The sequence below is a fragment of the Gluconobacter japonicus genome, assembly GCF_002723975.1.
Taxonomy (GTDB): domain Bacteria; phylum Pseudomonadota; class Alphaproteobacteria; order Acetobacterales; family Acetobacteraceae; genus Gluconobacter; species Gluconobacter japonicus.
In genome coordinates, this window is record NZ_BEWO01000003.1 from 150444 (window position 1) to 167083 (window position 16640).

General features: G+C 56.1%; 13 protein-coding genes. 3 read left to right on the forward strand and 10 right to left on the reverse strand.

Going from position 1 to position 16640, the window contains the following annotated elements; all coding sequences use genetic code 11:
• Positions 1–141 precede the first annotated feature (141 nt).
• From GJA01_RS03185 to GJA01_RS03200, 4 genes are read right to left on the reverse strand one after another with little or no spacing between them, the layout of a single operon-like run.
• Entirely contained in the window at positions 142–483 is a 342-nt protein-coding gene (locus tag GJA01_RS03185; RefSeq protein ID WP_010504078.1) for a hypothetical protein, read from the reverse strand.
• Between the two features lie 12 nt (positions 484–495).
• Entirely contained in the window at positions 496–1950 is a 1455-nt protein-coding gene (locus GJA01_RS03190) for an efflux transporter outer membrane subunit (RefSeq protein WP_062503905.1), read from the reverse strand.
• Positions 1947–5123, reverse strand: coding sequence for an efflux RND transporter permease subunit (locus GJA01_RS03195; protein WP_062025797.1), 3177 nt, complete (start codon positions 5121–5123; stop codon positions 1947–1949). The genes GJA01_RS03190 and GJA01_RS03195 overlap by 4 nt, the downstream gene beginning before the upstream one ends.
• A gap of 6 nt (positions 5124–5129) precedes the next feature.
• Positions 5130–6344: an efflux RND transporter periplasmic adaptor subunit gene (locus GJA01_RS03200; protein WP_061931976.1), complete on the reverse strand. Its 1215-nt coding sequence runs from the start codon at positions 6342–6344 to the stop codon at positions 5130–5132.
• Positions 6345–6460: 116 nt separating this feature from the next.
• On the opposite strand from GJA01_RS03200, the gene GJA01_RS03205 reads away from it, so the two are divergent.
• Positions 6461–7117 (forward strand): TetR/AcrR family transcriptional regulator, encoded by a 657-nt coding sequence (locus GJA01_RS03205; RefSeq protein ID WP_010504083.1) that lies wholly within the window; start codon positions 6461–6463, stop codon positions 7115–7117.
• A gap of 9 nt (positions 7118–7126) precedes the next feature.
• Here GJA01_RS03205 and GJA01_RS03210 read toward each other — a convergent pair whose 3' ends face one another.
• Genes GJA01_RS03210 through GJA01_RS03230 form a run of 5 tightly spaced genes read right to left on the reverse strand, consistent with a single transcriptional unit; the run spans position 7127 to position 12430 of the window.
• The gene (locus tag GJA01_RS03210; protein ID WP_062503903.1) at positions 7127–9574 is read right to left on the reverse strand and encodes a hypothetical protein; all 2448 of its coding nucleotides are present in this window, start codon (positions 9572–9574) and stop codon (positions 7127–7129) included.
• Positions 9571–10302: a MotE family protein gene (locus GJA01_RS03215; RefSeq protein WP_062503902.1), complete on the reverse strand. Its 732-nt coding sequence runs from the start codon at positions 10300–10302 to the stop codon at positions 9571–9573. Before GJA01_RS03215 ends, GJA01_RS03210 begins: the two co-directional genes overlap by 4 nt.
• 5 nt (positions 10303–10307) lie before the next feature.
• A complete protein-coding gene (locus GJA01_RS03220; protein WP_062503900.1) occupies positions 10308–10811 on the reverse strand; it encodes a DUF6468 domain-containing protein in 504 nt (167 codons plus the stop codon).
• A gap of 18 nt (positions 10812–10829) precedes the next feature.
• Positions 10830–11939 carry a flagellar motor switch protein FliM gene (fliM, locus tag GJA01_RS03225; RefSeq protein ID WP_062503923.1) on the reverse strand — a complete coding sequence of 370 codons (1110 nt, stop codon included), beginning with the start codon at positions 11937–11939 and terminating at the stop codon, positions 10830–10832.
• A 17-nt stretch (positions 11940–11956) separates the two neighbouring features.
• The gene (locus tag GJA01_RS03230) at positions 11957–12430 is read right to left on the reverse strand and encodes a flagellar basal body-associated FliL family protein (protein ID WP_062503898.1); all 474 of its coding nucleotides are present in this window, start codon (positions 12428–12430) and stop codon (positions 11957–11959) included.
• 63 nt (positions 12431–12493) lie between these two features.
• On the opposite strand from GJA01_RS03230, the gene GJA01_RS03235 reads away from it, so the two are divergent.
• Both GJA01_RS03235 and GJA01_RS03240 read left to right on the forward strand, forming a co-directional pair.
• Positions 12494–13729, forward strand: coding sequence for a lytic transglycosylase domain-containing protein (locus tag GJA01_RS03235; protein ID WP_062503896.1), 1236 nt, complete (start codon positions 12494–12496; stop codon positions 13727–13729).
• A 169-nt stretch (positions 13730–13898) separates the two neighbouring features.
• Positions 13899–15317 (forward strand): amino acid permease, encoded by a 1419-nt coding sequence (locus GJA01_RS03240; RefSeq protein WP_026017632.1) that lies wholly within the window; start codon positions 13899–13901, stop codon positions 15315–15317.
• Positions 15318–15380: 63 nt separating this feature from the next.
• Here GJA01_RS03240 and GJA01_RS03245 read toward each other — a convergent pair whose 3' ends face one another.
• Positions 15381–16640 carry a sensor histidine kinase gene (locus GJA01_RS03245; protein ID WP_062503894.1) on the reverse strand — a complete coding sequence of 420 codons (1260 nt, stop codon included), beginning with the start codon at positions 16638–16640 and terminating at the stop codon, positions 15381–15383.

The following is a 16640-nucleotide window of genomic DNA, read 5'->3' on the forward strand; positions in this document are numbered from 1 at the left end:
TTGCCAGCAGGAAACAGGGAAAATGCATGATGGCCTGAACACTGCACACAGGCAAACCCACTACAAACACAAACGGCGGGAAACAGGCTGCACGCCCATTTCCCGCCGCGGATCAAATCCGAATGAACGAATAGTCCAGCCTCAGTTGGAGGCTGTATCGTCTTCCGGCAGAGGCTGAACATGCGTGACCTTGCCGTAGCGATCATAATAGATCACCGCATTGCCACGACGTTCCGCATACCCATCCGGCTGACCATCACGGGTACGGAAAAGCAGACGGAACGCATCCGGCTGCTCAATGACCTTGTCCCCCGGTGGCCGGTACGTGAAACGGCTGAAATCGGCGTGACTCCGGGGAAGAGAGGAGTTGCGATACAACTCGTGCATGTCCGGCTTCTTCGGGCCATCTCCATCCGCATCCTGCGCGACAGCGGTGCCCGTCAGGGCGAGAACTGCCAGTGTGGAAGTCAGGATCCTGCGCATGATGCTCTCCGGTCAGTACGTTGCGGCGGGCACTGTAGGCGAAACCGTCTTCTGGCTCCACCCACCACCGAGCGCACGATACAATGTGACAAGATTCTGGAATCGTGCCCCCTGAACCAGAATAGCGTTCTGCTGGGCTTGATACAGGCTCCGCTGCTGTTCCAGCGTTGTCAGGTAACTATCAATGCCAGCATCGTACCGCATCTTCGCCAGGTCATAAGCTTTCTGGGACTGTTCCACGAGAGACTGCATGTGACGATCCTGCGTCGTATAAGTCTCGCGCGCCGTCAGCGCATCCGAAACTTCGCGGAACGCCGTCTGCATCGTCTTCTCATACTGGGCAATATACTGAAGCTTACGCGCCTTGGAGATATGCAGATTTCCTTCATTCTGCCCCCAGGTGAAGATTGGCAGCGTGATGGACGGAGAAACCGTCCAGGTCTGCGCGCCCGGTGTAAACAGTTTGCGGAATTCCAGAGAACTGGTGCCCTCTGATGCTGTCAGAGTGACTTTCGGGAAGAACGCCGCTCTTGCCGCCCCAATATTCGCGTTTGCACCTTCAAGCGTATGCTCTGCCGCCAGAACATCCGGACGCTGCAACAAAAGATCAGACGGCAGACCCGCTGGCAGGTCGGCAATCATGGTCTGATGACCCAGCGGTGCAGGCTCGGGCAAAGTTGCGGGCAACGGTACACCGACCAGAAGCTGCAGCGCATGTTCATCATCTGCAACAGCCCGGGTATACTGCGCCTCGTTGGCGGAAGCCTGCTCAACCTGCGTCTTGACCTGAGCCAGTGTCAGCGCGTCCGTTTCGCCATTGTCATAGGAAAGCTGTGTAAGACGCAACGTATTGCTCTGGGATTTCAGCGTATCCCGCGTCACACGCAGTTGCTCACGATCGGCCAACCACTGGATGTAGGTTTCCGCAAGCTGCGAAACAGTCGTGATCAGGACGTTTCGTGAATTTTCCATGCTATTCAGCACGGTTTCAGACTGCTGCCGCGACAGGTTGCGGATACGGCCCCAGAGATCAATCTCGTAGGATGAAAACCCGATGGAGGTCTGATACAGCCGAAGTGTTGACACGTTCGTTCCAAGGCCTGGAGCAAACGAGAAACCCGCCGTGTCGGATGGAGCCAGGAACATACCCTGCCCTGTCACCCCAATCGGCGGGAACAGGGAAGCATGCTGAACTTCATACTGTCCGCGGGCTTCAGCAATCGTGGCCGCCTGTACGGCCAGATCACGATTGTTCTTCAAAGCCAGCTGGATCAGCGCCTTCAGGCGCGGGTCCGTGAAGAAATCCTCCCAGCCCAGATTTCCGGCCTTCTGCAAGGCCGGGACGTTCTGCGCCCCGGTATCAGCAGGAAAGCTGTTCTGCACAGGCTGAGCCGGCCGATGATAAGTCGGAGCAAGATTACAGGCTGACAGCATCAGCAGCGCGGCAAATCCAAGACGGGCCTTCATGCGCCGTGCTCCCCTTCAACAGCCGGTTGGGACTGTTCATTCAGATGATCATACGGGTCCTTCCGGTCCTTGATGCGGGTCACCCGGAAGAGACGCAGAACAACGACGAAGAACACAGGCACAAAATAGATCGCCAGCAACGTCGCAGACAGCATACCGCCCACCACGCAGGTTCCGATCGCCACACGGGCAGCAGAGCCGGCACCCGTCGCAATTGCCAGCGGGAACACACCACATACGAAGGCAATGGAGGTCATCAGGATCGGACGCAGACGTTCCTTGCCCGCTTCCAGAACGGACTCTTCAAGGGATTGTCCCTGCTCAAAGAAGGCTTTGGCGAACTCCACGATCAGGATCGCATTCTTCACCGAAAGACCAACCGTCGTGAGCAGGCCCACCTGGAAGTAAACGTCGTTGGAGAGACCACGCCCCAGCGTTGCAGCAATTGCCCCCAACACACCGAGTGGCAGCACAAGCAGCACCGCAAACGGAATGGCCCAGCTTTCATAGAGCGCTGCAAGACAGAACAGAATGACGATCGCAGCCAATGCATAGAGAGGCCCGGTCGCACCACTGGAAGCAAGCTGCTCGTAGGATAGACCCGTCCACTCATACCCAATGCCACGTGGCAGCTTGGCAAGGATCTTTTCCATTTCCGCCATGGCCTGCCCGGAACTGGACCCCACAGCCGGCTGCCCCTGGATTTCGTAGGAGTTCATGCCGTTATAGTCTTCGACCTTCTGCGGCCCACTCTCCCACGTTCCGGATGCAAACGCATTGAACGGAACCATCGTGCCTGTCGCATTGCGGACATACCAGCGGTTCAGATCTTCAGGCGTCATACGGGCCCAGGGTTCACCCTGAATGTAAACCTGCTTCACACGATCATCCCGCATGAACTGGTTGACGTAAATTGACCCCAGAGCGCCTTCCAGCGTCGTGTTGATGTCCGCATTGGTCAGACCAAGGGCATTCGCACGCTCACGGTTGATGTCCAGCTTGAACTGCGGGGCATCTTCCATACCCAGCGGACGCACAGCCTGAAGAAGCGGATTCTTGGCCGCTGCCATCAGAACCTGATTACGCGCCGCCAGCAGCGCCGCATGACCCAGATGTCCCGTGTCTTCCAGTTCCAGATCAAAACCCGTCGCGTTACCCAGTTCCATCACGGCAGGCGGGTTCACAGCAAAGATCTGTGCATCCGGATCCATCCAGAAATGCATCATGATCTCACGGGACACCGTCATCGTCGTATGGGCAGAACCCGGACGCTGATCCCATGGCTTCATACGAATGAAGAACGCACCCGCAGACTGTCCCTGCCCGGCAAAACTGAAGCCGTTCATGGCAAAGACGGACTGCACGTAGTCGCCATAATGCTTGAGAACGTAGTCTGTGATCTTCTGGTTGACAGCAGCGGTCTGGGCCTGTGTGGCGTTGTTCCGCATGGTCACCTGGCCGAAGATGATGCCCTGATCCTCATCTGGGAGGAACCCACCCGGAACGCGCAGGAACAGGAACACCACACCCGCCGTCAGCAGCACAAAAATGAGCATGCTGACCACCGGAACCCGGATCAGCCATTTTACGCCGCCCAGATATCCATTGGTCAAACGATCAAACGTGCGGTTGAACCAGGCAATGGGGCCCTTCTCATGGCCCGTATGCGTCGGCTTGAGCATGGAACCGCACAGGGCAGGCGTCATGACCATGGCCACGAGAACGGACAGCCACATGGCGGCAACAATGGTGATGGAGAACTGGCGGTAAATTACGCCCGTCGATCCGCCAAAAGCAGCCATCGGGAGGAACACCGCGGTCAGAACCAGCACGATACCGATCAGCGCGCCAGAAATTTCGTCCATGGATTGACGGGCGGCTTCCTTGGGAGAAAGCCCCTGATCCGTCATCACACGTTCGACGTTTTCAACCACGACAATGGCATCGTCCACCAGCAGACCAACAGCCAGAACCATGGCCAGCATGGTCAGAGTGTTGATGCTGTATCCCAGCACAGACAGCAGCCCGAACGTCCCAAGAAGAACAACCGGAACGGCAATCGTTGGGATCAGCGTTGCACGGAAGTTCTGTAGGAAGATCAGCATCACGAAGAACACGAGCACAATGGCTTCCACCAACGTCTCGATTACTTCCTTGATGGACAACGTAATGAACGGCTCGGTATCCAGCGGATAAACCAGCTTCAGCCCACCCGGGAAGTACCGCTGCAAATCGGCCATTTTGGCGCGCACTGCGGCTTCCGTGTTAAGCTGGTTGGCACCCGGAGCAAGCTTCAGAGCCATGGCGGCAGCCGGATGTCCGTTATAAACAGACCCCAGCGCATAACTCTGTGCCCCCAGTTCAACACGCGCCACATCTTTCAGGCGGACCTGGCTGCCATCCTGCTGAACCTTGAGCAGGATCTTTTCGAACTCTTCCGGAGAACTCAGGCGCGTCGGCCCGATCACCGTCGCATCAAATCCAATTCCCTTCTTGGCGGGCAAACCACCAAGTTCACCAGACGAAACCTGAATGTTCTGTGCCTGAATGGCAGACTGAACGTCTCCCACCGTCAGGCCGTAATTATAAAGCTTGGACGGGTCGAGCCAGATACGCATGGCATATTCGGAACCGAACAGCGTGTGATCACCCACACCCGAAACGCGCGACAGCGGATCAGAAATATTGGAGGCCACGTAGTCCGAAATATCCTGCCCGGACATGCTGCCGTCTTCGGAAATAAAGGCCAGAACCATCATGAAGTTCTTGGTGGCCTTCGTGACACTCAGCCCCTGAGCAGTCACTTCCGACGGCAGACGCGGCTGTGCCAACTGTAGCTTGTTCTGAACCTGGACCTGAGCAATGTCCGGATTGGTTCCCTGTTCAAAGGTCAGGTCGATTTCCATCTGCCCACTCGCATAAGACGAGGCGGACAGATATTCGAGATGATCCAAACCATACATCTGCTGCAAAATCGGGCGCACAACCGTGTTGTTCACCGTCTCGGCAGATGCGCCGGGATACATGACGGAAATAGCGATCTGTGGCGGCGCGATGCTCGGATACTGAGCAATCGGCATACGGGTGATGGCAACGCCACCCACCAGCATGATGATCAGCCCGATGACCCAGGCAAAGATCGGCCGATCAATGAAAAAGCGTGAAAGCGTCATGGGAGATTACCCGGCCTTTCCAGCAGGAGCAGGCGCTTCCTGAGGTGCCACCTTGGCACCCGGCTGAACCTTCTGAAGACCATTCACGATCACCCGGTCTCCTGCCTTGACGCCATCCGTCACAAGCCAGTCTGTCCCGATCGTACGGCTCGTCTGAATCGCGCGCTGCTGCACCTTGTTGTCAGCATCGACAAGCATGACATACGGCTCACCCTTGGAGTTCCGCTGGACGGCCACCTGCGGAACAAGCAGACCGTTCGGATCAATACCTTCCCGAACATGGGCATGGACGAACATACCCGGCAGGAGCAGATGGTCCGGATTGGGAAATACAGCTCGCATGACGAGAGTTCCTGTTGCCGGATCAACCGTAACTTCCGACAACTGCAGCTTGCCGCGCTGCGGATATTCGGAGTTGTCCTCAAGCTTCAGTCCAACAGCCGCTGCATCATCCCCCTTACGCTCAACCTGACCCGTCGCCAGTTCATGCTTCAGGCGCAGCATATCCGCCGCCGCAAGATTGACGTCCACGTAAATCGGATCAAGCCGCGTTACGACAGCAATCGGTTGTGTCTGACCCGCTGTCAGCAGAGCGCCCGGCGTGTAAAGCGTACGGCCAATACGTCCATCAATCGGCGCACGAACATGGGTGTAGTTCAGATTGACGGCAGCCGCTTCAACATTGGCTTTTGCCTGTGCAACCTGTGCTTCGGCTTCACGGGCCGTAGCCAGCGTATTGTCATAGTCCTGCGAACTGACAGCATGCGCTTTGACCAGCGGCCCATAACGACGCAACTGACCTGCCGCACGGCTTGCAGCAGCCTGTGCATTCAGAAGCTGTGCTTTGGCCTGATCGTAAGCTGCCTGATAGGGCGCGATATAGACCTGAAAGAGCTGCTGCCCTGCCTTGACGTCTGCACCCTGCTCAAAGTCACGCGAAACGATCACACCATTAACCTGTGGTCGGATCTGAGCCTGCTCATAGGCTTCCGTACGACCCGGCAGGGATGTTTCCAGCGTGACAGGCTGAGCCTGTAGCGTAAGAATGCCGACAGATTGCGGTGGCATCTGGGGCGGAGCCTGCTTCTTGTGACAGCCCGCCAGCACGAGCGGTGCAACGAACAAAGGCAACAGCAAGCCAGATTTCAGCCGCCGGTGCTGGTCTTTCTCCGAGACGGCTGCTGCTGAGGACATCAAAAATGTTTTCTGAAAAGAAGGCATGATACAGCCGCTATCCTGTGATACAGAAACCACGCAGTTTCCAGTTGAGCTGGAAACTAGCCGGTTTCTTTGATGAACGTCAATTCGGTTTGGCCGAATAATACCCGGAGTTGACCTTGAGCAGTTCTGACGCCCTGTCCGATGCCCGCAAGCTACGCTGCTGCGACCACACCGGTACGCTGGACGACGTGGAGCGCAGAACACGAATCCTGAATGCTGCCAGTTCGATGCTGACAACATATGGATATCATGCGGCTTCAATGGACAGCATTGCAGCCTGCTCCGGCATGTCCAAAAAGACGCTCTATCAGTTTTTCGAGTCGAAAAAATCTCTGTTTGAAACGCTGATCATTGAACGGCTTTTCGCCCCTATTCCTTATGCACCCGTCGAAACAGATCCACTCTCCACCCAGCTTCAAGGCATGATGCTGCTCATTGCAGAACAGCTTCTGGATGAAGAACGTCTCAGTCTGCTCAAGTCCCTCGTCACGGAGACCACACGCAACCCTGCCATCCGTCAGATCGTAGCAGACTTGTTCCACCTGTCAGGCCGCGCCCTCCCCGTCCAGGACTGGCTGACCAAACAGGTGACTACGGGCACTCTCGACATTGACGACGTCGAAGAAGCCGCGGACCTGCTGTTCAGCATGACACTCGGTGGCCCCCTTCTTGCTCATCTGACGCATTGCAAACCCCCAAAAGAGGGTGAAAATCTCACTCACTTCATCGAATATGGCGTTCAGACGTTCCTAAAAGCTCATACTGTCAAATAGGCGAAATCTTTAGCCACCTGCTGGCACAGACGAATCCTTGCCTTCTGTTAACAACTGGAACATAGCCGCCGACGGCTGGCCGCTCATTCTGGCGGAAAACTGCTTTGCCAGACTGGAAAGCATTGCGCTGTCATGGGCCCGGGACGCATCCGCCCCAATTCTCAACACAAGCTGGCTCTGCTCCGATGTCAAAGGATTTGCCGTCTCGTTTTGACCTGACAACAAGGGCTGAAGCAGGTTTTTCAGCACCTTAACTGCTCCATTCCAATCTTTTTGCTGTTCCAGAACACTCGCCTGCATTTCAAGAGCCTCCGGTTCCGAACGGTTTTTCAAATATCCCAAAGCCTTTTGCGGATCATGCTGCGCCAAGGCAATTTTTGCCCGAAGAAGCACGACCTCCGACGACTCAACATGTCCACCAGGCAAGACGTTAATACTTGCAGGCTCTTCAGGGGGAAGAGCCTGCAGAGCAGCATCCAGAGCGCCCGTTTCAAGGTTTAGACGCGCAATCTGAAGCTTCGTCTTTTGCGCGTCATCCCCTTCTTGAAGCTGCGCTAGCGCCTGAAGCGTATCCCGCTGCACCAAAGGCAAACCCAGAACAGCATAACGGTCAGAAAGCGCTTTCAGAAAATTGAGCTGGATTCTGCTCTGTCCTGTCGCTGCAAGCACTGCTTTCTTCAGGAGGTCGGCTTCTGCCAATGCGGTGTCTGGCTTGTCAGGAGCATGAGAAGCCATTCCCATAGCCACCCAAGAAAGCCGCTCCGCTCCAGGAAACTGCTCTGTTCCATAGAGTTGCTGACCATCCTGAATGGCTTGCAACGCTTTCGGCCACTCTCCCGCTTTTGCAAACGCATCTACGGTTAACAACCTCGCTTCCGGCTCTCGTCCCGCCATTCGGAAGGCGGGCATCAGTGCATCAAGACGCGCACCGACAACTCCGGGCGGTATCTGACCCGTCTCTAGCCCAAGCCTTAACGCAGCTTCCCGTGCGACCGGCCAGATCATGGGCGACGATGAACCCGCCAGCATTTCCAGTTTTTTCGAGGCACCCGGATCATGGTCCTGCGCAGCCAACAGCGCATGAGCCAGAGCCGTGTCCGAATTTTCTGGCATTTTTCGAACAACCGCACGATCTGTCTCATCGCCGTACCGCACGACCCACTCGGCAGCAGATGGCACCAGACGATGCCGCAAGGGTTGCGCATAGGACGTGATGGAAGGCAGCCCTGACGCGATCAGTTTTGCCGCCTGTCCCCGCTCAGAACCCGAAACAGAGTTTTCTTTTTCCGAAGACAATGTTTGAACCATCCCACGCCAGAACTGGTCTTCCGGCGTGGAGCCTTCTTCCTCATCTCGCAAATCTGACGAAGGGCGGTGATTCAAAACTGCCGCAATCTGCTGCAACCGTTTTACATCAGAGCGGGCAACACCTTCAGGCTGATCTTCCAGAGCCGTTTGAAGAACCTGAGCAAGTTCAGGCCCATTTCCCAGACGTGCCAGTTCCTGAGCCAGGCGAATCCTCGCGTCGAACCTCTGCCCGGCAATCGCCATCGCCGCTGATATCCATGCATGATACGCTGCAGAGTGAAGCGCTTCCGGAGAGGTCTCCCCCAGCCGAACGCCCGCCATTGAGGCACCATAGGTGGCCATCTTCCCCTGAGACAAAAGGGGCAGACTGCCCGGCCCTATCCGATCCAGAAAGAATTTTCCTGATGATTGCCGCAATTCCAACACGTCAGAATCGGCCGCAATGACAACACCCATCAGGCTTGGGCGCACTTCAAATCCGTCCCCTCTCCTGGCCATCGTCTCAGAAACCACACCTGACTGAGCCAGACCAAGCAAAAGACGACGTCCTGAATCAGGGTCCTGGACCGTAAGCACCTGCATGGCATCACTTGCCTGCGGAGGCGTAAAGGTCAGCGCCTGACCTTCCTGCCCAAGCTTCATTGCGCTGTTGGCCCGGGAAGGCACGAGGGACACTGTCCACCCTCCCGCAACTGGCTTGAGGTCCAGTGCAGCATCTACAGGGCAACTGATACGCACCACTGTGCTGTTGCCCAAAATCTGGCTCTGTACGGTTCCAAAGGGAGCAATTCCACCTAGGGCGGCTGTATCGAGAGGGTGCCGCCCTGCCGCCACAAGAACAAAACTCCCCCCTCTCCGAAACGCTGCAATCGGCGTCCGCTCGCCCAGAGGCAACCATAGTCCTGTTGCGTCCGAGACGGACGACACAGAGAAGGCAGGCCCAACGCCTACGCCCTTCATGCCTTCCTCTTTCAAGGCGGCGTTTTTTTGCTTCATCGTCTTGGGGAAAAGAGGGGACGGATCATTCAGAAACGACCATCCCTGCGGAAGAGCAGGCCCCTTGGCGGACGATACCGACGGCCCTGCAAACGCTGTTGCAGCGAAAACCATCAGCATCATTGCCGAAGCAGAAATCCGCCATCCGGTCATCCGTTGATACCGCGCGAGCCAGCATGCGCATGAATATTGGCCAGTAGTTGCGTCGCAAGAATGGCCCGTTGTGGCGACATGGCTTCCATGATTGCAGAAGCCTTGCGGGAACTCATGCGGTTCAGAAGACCTACGCCCACCCTGAGATCCAGAATATTGAAAATAACAGCCGCATCAGCAGGCTTCATGGCTTCGTAAATCTTGACGAGCCGATCCGTATCCTGATTGAGAAGTTCATCGGAATGACGTTCACTGTCTTCAATCTGGGACCGTGACGCCTGCAAGGCCGTCATCCGGCGCTGAAGTTCTTCTTCCCCTGCATCAACGAGACGCTGCCTCTCATCCAACGCCTTGGACCGCCGGTCCAGTTCCTGCTGCCGCTCATTCAGATCGGCCTTCAAAGCCGGGTCAACGGTTTCTGCTGCCACCACTCCCGAAGGTGCCTGAGGTGCGCCTTGACAGCCGCCCGCCTTGCATAGATCGGCAGTAGCAGGGACCGGCGACGCTGCGGAAGATGCGGGTTTTTTCTCCATGGGAGCGGCCGCATCGGCCTTATGTGTAGACGCTTCAGCAGAAGCCGGTGTCACAGACGGTTGAGCAACAGCAGAAGCAACCAGAGACGAGCCCGCAGGGACTTCGGCACCTACATATTCAACCAGATCGTAAACCTTGACGCCCAGAAGAACGATCATCAAACCACATGTGATGTGAAGAAGACGGAAAAACATCAGTTTTATCCCTGTCTCTGGCGAAGTGCGCGCAGAAGTTCACGTTCAGCCGCGCTTTTACCCACCGGCGTTTTGACCGTCCCCACGCTCCCCATCCGCCCCTCATCCATTCGGGGCCGAAGAGGCATGCGCGCGCCCGGAACATCCTCCTCCTCTGGCCGAATTATGGGTTTCTGGGAGGAGGCTTTCTGTGCGGAAACGCCTCCTTCAAGCACCTGCGCTACTGCTTCCGAGCGTTCACACAAAATCGTCAGTTCATTCTTGAGGGTTTTGCCGGTCTCAACAGTTTTGCCCAGTGCACGCCCAACCATTTCAGTTGTCTGACGAAGATGATCGATTCCGGATTGTGCCTGTGCGCTGCTGCTCTCCAAGCTCATGATCAATGCATCAAGCTGCCCACGGTCACGCCGGATGACAACGAGGGCTCGGCCGAGATAAAGACTGTAGAAAATCGTCACCAGCAGCAGAACTGACAGGGCAATTTCAAGCCCAAGCTGGAACCTGTCCATGAAAAATGCTCCGTCTTTTCAGCTATAGGCGGAGGGCCGTTCCGTAGCCTCTCCTCCAATAAGATTTTCTTCAATCCGGACAGCCACCTGCCCCTGTTTTTTCCCCACACGGCCTCGAAAAACAGTCTTCCCACCACATCGCATCTGCACCAGAGCGTCCGGGTCCCGACGCAGCACCAGCCGATCACCGGGAGAAAGGGTGAGAATGTCCTGAAGGTTCATGGTCTGCTCCTCCAGAACGGCATCCAGTGTGACGTCTGTGTTCCAGAGTTCCTGAGCCAGATGACTTTCCCAGATCCCGTCATGTCCGAACTTCTCACCCATGAACTGCTGGAGCAGAATTTCACGAACCGGTTCAAGCGTCGCATGAGGGAGGATCAGATCCACGTCACCGCCGCGGCTATCCATATCGATCCCGAACCGGGCCATGACCACACCATTGGTGGCCCGTGAAATGGTCGCAAAGCGGGAATTCAGCTCCAGACGATCCAGCCGGAAATTCACGGCGCAAAGCGGACTGAAACTCATAGAGAGATCGCTCAAAATCACACGAATCAGCGGCTCAATCAGTGCACGCTCAATCGCCGTATGATGCCGACCAGCAGGTCGGTCCTCGCCACTCAGGGACGCCCGAACACGGTCATGCCCACCGAGCAGGGCATCAATAATGCTGTAGATCAGGGACGAGCTGAGGATCAAAATCCCGTAATTGTCCCACTCTTCCGCCTTGAAGACCGCAAACATCGACTGCCCGGAAACATTTTCCAGATAATCACCAAAGCGCAGGGAATTGAGGCGGTCTATCGAGACTTCAACATTATCATTGGTGAAGTTCCGAAGACTGGTCGTCAAAATACGGACGAGACGGTCAAAGACCACCTCCAGCATGGGCAAACGCTCATAGGAAACGGAAGACGTCGTGATCAGTCTTTCGAGCCCATTTCCTTCGCCTCCCCCCTTCAGCGTGGCATCACTTCCAAACAGACTGTCAATTTCAGCCTGATTGAGAATACGGCCAGTACCGTCCTCATCTTCCGGGAATCCGAAATCGTCCATGGAGAGAGCAAACTTGGGAGTCGGCATGCCGCCGTCTTCTTCCAGAGCCTGATCCGGTTGTCTGCCATCCATGTTTGCCGCGTCTGCAGTCACTGCACCAGCAACTCCACGAAGAATAGATCCCGCACCGGCAGAGGCGCCAGAATATTGGAAACCTGCGCCAGCAGCGTCTCTCTGAGGCGATAGATTCCCGCACCAGAAAGCTCTTCCGGACGCATGCCATGAAGACAGGTCTGGAAAGCATCCTGGATCTGCGGCATGAGCGGCCCGATTTTTGCCGTATCTTTGCTGTCTTCAACCTGAAGGCGCGCACTGATCCGGATATAACGCGCCCTACCCTCCCCAGTATCCAGATTGGATACCATCGTGGGAATGGTAATAATCGTCAGCTTTTCGGGTTGTGGGGTAGGTTTTTCAGGATGGGACGCAGGGTGATGGAAGTGCTGCCAGGCGAATGCGCCTCCTCCAGCCAGCAGGACGCAGAGGATTGCTACAATCATGATAATCCTGCGCTTCCCGCCCCCTTTTGCAGGGGTTTCAAGTTCCGGAGTCTCCGTCGTCACCGTGTCTCTGCCTTTTCTTTCGGACAGCCCCCATCATCTGTTCAAAAGATTAACATTGGGTTTATGACGCCCCGGAAAAGGCTCCTTTTCCTCTATGCCGGAACCCTTTGTATGACCGGTTTTCTCCTTTCCGGCTGCGCCTCTCAGACATCCCCTTACAATCGGTACTATGCTGCGAACGGAGCCTATAAGGCGCCTGGAACCCCAAGTGATCCCTGGGGGCCATACATTCAGCAGGCTGCCAATCGCTTCTCGATTCCCGAAGCATGGATTCGGGCCGTGGTCCATCAGGAATCGGGGGGCCACCAGTATCTGAACGGGCAACCCATCACATCCAGCGCAGGCGCCATGGGACTGATGCAGTTGATGCCCCAGACCTATGCGGAAATGCAGAGTCGCTTCGGACTGGGATCCGACCCCTACGAACCTCACGACAATATCATGGCTGGGACAGGCTATATTCAGATCCTGTCCCGCAAATATGGCGCTCCCGCATTTCTGGCAGCTTACAATGCAGGTCCGCAGCGTCTTGAGGACTATCTTTATGAAGGGCGGTCTCTTCCCAATGAAACCGTCAATTATGTCGCCAGCATTACCCCTCATCTGGGAACACAGGTGGCTATGACGGGCCCTCTCGCGGCTTATGCGTCAACAGCCCAACTGAATGCGTCTCCAATGGAGGTAGCGGAAGCGCCCGACACGTCTCCTCAACTTGCCATGACCCAGACATCAGGCAGATACGCTGCTCCACAGCAGAGTGTGCAGCAGGCCTGGGCGGGACGACGGATCACGTCCGTTCCATCTGACACAATGCCGCCAGATCTTCCTCCTGCAGTCCCCTGCGATCCAAACAGCGCCTATGATCCAAACACAACCTGCATCCAGACACCGGCGCCATCCAGTCAACTCGCTCCGCCCTCAGCAACGCCGCAATATGCTTCTAGCACTTCCTTGCCTCCACCACCCGTCATTCCCACGCCTCCCAGAACGTCCAGAGCCTCATCTGGTCTGACATCTATGAGCGTGAGTTACCGTACGCCGGGAAGCTACGGTGACTGGGGCATTCAGGTGGGCGCATTCGCCAATCCCGGACAAGCTCGCTTTGCCGCAACAATGGCCAGACAGAGCGCCTTCTCGCCTCTTCAGGCCTCTCGCATCGAGATCCAGCCTACTGTCGCACACGGGACACGCTTCTGGCGGGCAAGGCTAGCAGGAATCAGCCGTTCTGGAGCTGCTCAGGCCTGCAATACTTTGTCAGGGCAGGGTATGGCCTGTATAGCCGTCCCTCCAGGGCATTAAGTTACTTATAAAGCAGGATTTTCGTAAGAAAACTCAATGCGCGTTGGCAACGGGCGCAGTTTGCCGTATGTTCCCATGCAGATTGGACATACCTGCCACGCATGAAGTGTAGGTGATCCCTGTCCAGACATTGTTTCACCACGCCGATCCCGGCTCTCAGGATGCGCAGATGACGACCAGCCCTGCTCACGATTACACTCCCCCATCGGAAGATGTCATCAGCGAGGAAGGGTATCACAAGGACCTCGGTCGTCGACATATCCAGATGATCGCCATTGGCGGTGCCATCGGGACTGGACTGTTCCTTGGTGCTGGCTCCCGCCTTCAGGTTGCCGGCCCTTCCCTTGCTTTGATTTATGCCGTCTGCGGTGTTTTTTCCTTTCTGATCCTTCGCGCGCTGGGTGAGTTGGTCATGTACCGCCCCACAAGCGGAAGCTTTGTGACCTATGCCCGTGAATTTCTGGGCGAAAAGGCCGCCTATGCGGCTGGCTGGCTCTCCTTCCTGAACTGGGCCATGACGGGTATCGTCGATATCACCGCCGTGGCGCTTTATATGCATTACTGGTCCGTTTTCGTGGACGTGCCACAATGGGTTTTCGCCTTGGGCGCGTTGACCATTGTTGGTGCCATGAACATGATCGGCGTTCGCTATTTTGGCGAAATGGAGTTCTGGTTTTCGCTCATTAAAGTTGTGGCGCTAGCAGCGTTCCTTATCGCAGGAACCCTTATCCTCGGCAGTCGTATGCCTGTGGGCGGACATACGACTGGGCTGCATCTGATTACCGAAAATGGCGGATTTTTCCCGCATGGCATTCTTCCGGCGTTCCTTCTGTTACAGGGCGTAGTCTTCGCGTACTCGGCTATCGAACTGATCGGGACAGCTGCTGGCGAATGTCATGATGCCCGTGAAGTTCTTCCCAAAGCCGTCAACAGTGTGATCTGGCGTATTGCCCTGTTTTATGTTGGGTCTGTTGTGCTGCTGGTTTGCCTTCTGCCATGGACTGCCTATCACGCAGGTGTCAGCCCGTTTGTGACGTTCTTCCAGGCCTTGGGGATTCCCGGCATCGGAACAATCATGAACATTGTCGTACTCACGGCAGCTCTTTCCAGCCTCAACTCCGGTCTGTACTCCACTGGCCGTGTACTCAGAGCTCTATCTCTTGGTGGCTCTGGCCCAAAAATGCTTTCCAAGATGAACAGAAGTTCTGTTCCTTATGTTGGCATCCTGACCACACTAGCCGTTTATCTTGTTGGTGTTGGCCTGAATTATCTGATCCCAGCGCGTGTCTTTGAAATTGTTCTAAATTTCTCTGCCATTGGAATTATCAGTACCTGGGGTTTCATTCTTCTCTGCCAGCAGCGTCTGCGCGCAGCCATCAACCGCGGTGAAATCGCCCCGACCACGTTTGCCATGCCGGGTGCTCCTGTCACCAACTGGTTGACCCTTGGTTTTCTGGGGTTCGTGCTGGTCATGATGGCTTTTGATTATCCGGATGGCACAATTACGATCGCAGCCATTCCCTTGATCGGATTAATCCTCGTTGGCGGTTGGATCCTTTTAGGAAAAACCCGCGCTGAAATCCGTTAAACATGCCTCTTTAAAACGCTCCTTCGGGGGCGTTTTTCAGTTTTCAGAGACAAACCAAAAGCCTCATACCATTTCAGGCTGAACAACACTCACTGGCGGCAACCAGACCAGGCATGTTGTTCCTCGCCCTGGTGCGCTTGCGACCCGCAATCGACCACCATGGCGATCCAGAATATGCCGCACAATGGAAAGACCCAAACCCGTTCCCTGCTGGGCTGGCTCAACATTATCCACAACCCGATAGAAACGCTCGGTCAAGCGTGGAAGGTGATACGCTTCCATACCGCGCCCGTTATCCTCAACGCCCAGGAGGATGCCTCCGTCCTCCGGCCAGCGATCATCCCGTTCCGGTGCCCTGCGGGCAAACAGGGTCACGGAAAAATCCCGCCCCCGCTCCCGTCCATATTTCAGGGCATTTTCGATCAGGTTCAGGAGCACCTGCACCATCTCGTCTTCATCTGCCTTGATGATCAGATCATCTTCAAGAGCCAGATTCAGCGTACACCCATCCTCATCAAACCGGGGAGCAACCTCGCCCAGAACAATGGCCATCAGATCAGCCACGTCCACAACGTCCCGCGGGCGTTGATGCTCATGAGCCTGCACACGGGATAAATAGAGCAGCCGGTCAATCAGCCGCTTCAACCGCGCTGACTGCTGTCCCATAATGTCGAGAAACTGCTGCCGCGTTCCCTCATCCATCGTGCTGCCACCCGTTCTGAGCGCGTCAATAAAACCGCTCAGCGATGCGAGCGGCGTCCGAAGCTCATGGCTGGCATGAGCAACGAAATCCAGCCGCATCCTGTCCAGAACCTGCGCCTCGCTACGATCCGACAACACCACAAGAACCCGCTTGTGACGCTCCTGCGGAGCGGGAATTCCCCTCAACGACAGATGCAGTGTCCGGGGAACAGGAACATCAAGAGTAAAAGTGGTGGAGCAGACAGGCGGAAGGTCATCTGCCCCTTCTGGTTCAGCCCTTAAGGCCGCGGAAAGCGCAGAACGGGCGGCAGGATGCCGCAGAATGGCTCCCACACTGTCTCCAAACTGCGTCACAGCCTCTTCATTAGCCTGGAGCACCGCACCAAGCCGATCCAGTAGCAGCACGCTTCCCGGAAAGAACTCGATTGGAAGAGGGGCATCCGGCAGAGAAAGCGAAAGACCCGAAGCAGGATATTCGGGTATGACAAGCTGGGGAATGGACCGACGGCGAAACGCCAAAGCCGCAGACGCCCATCCAGCAACAGCAATGCCTGCGAAAGTAAGGCCAACCCAGAGAGGCAGCCCATCATGGGGAAGAACTGCCAGACTCTCGGCCCTCAC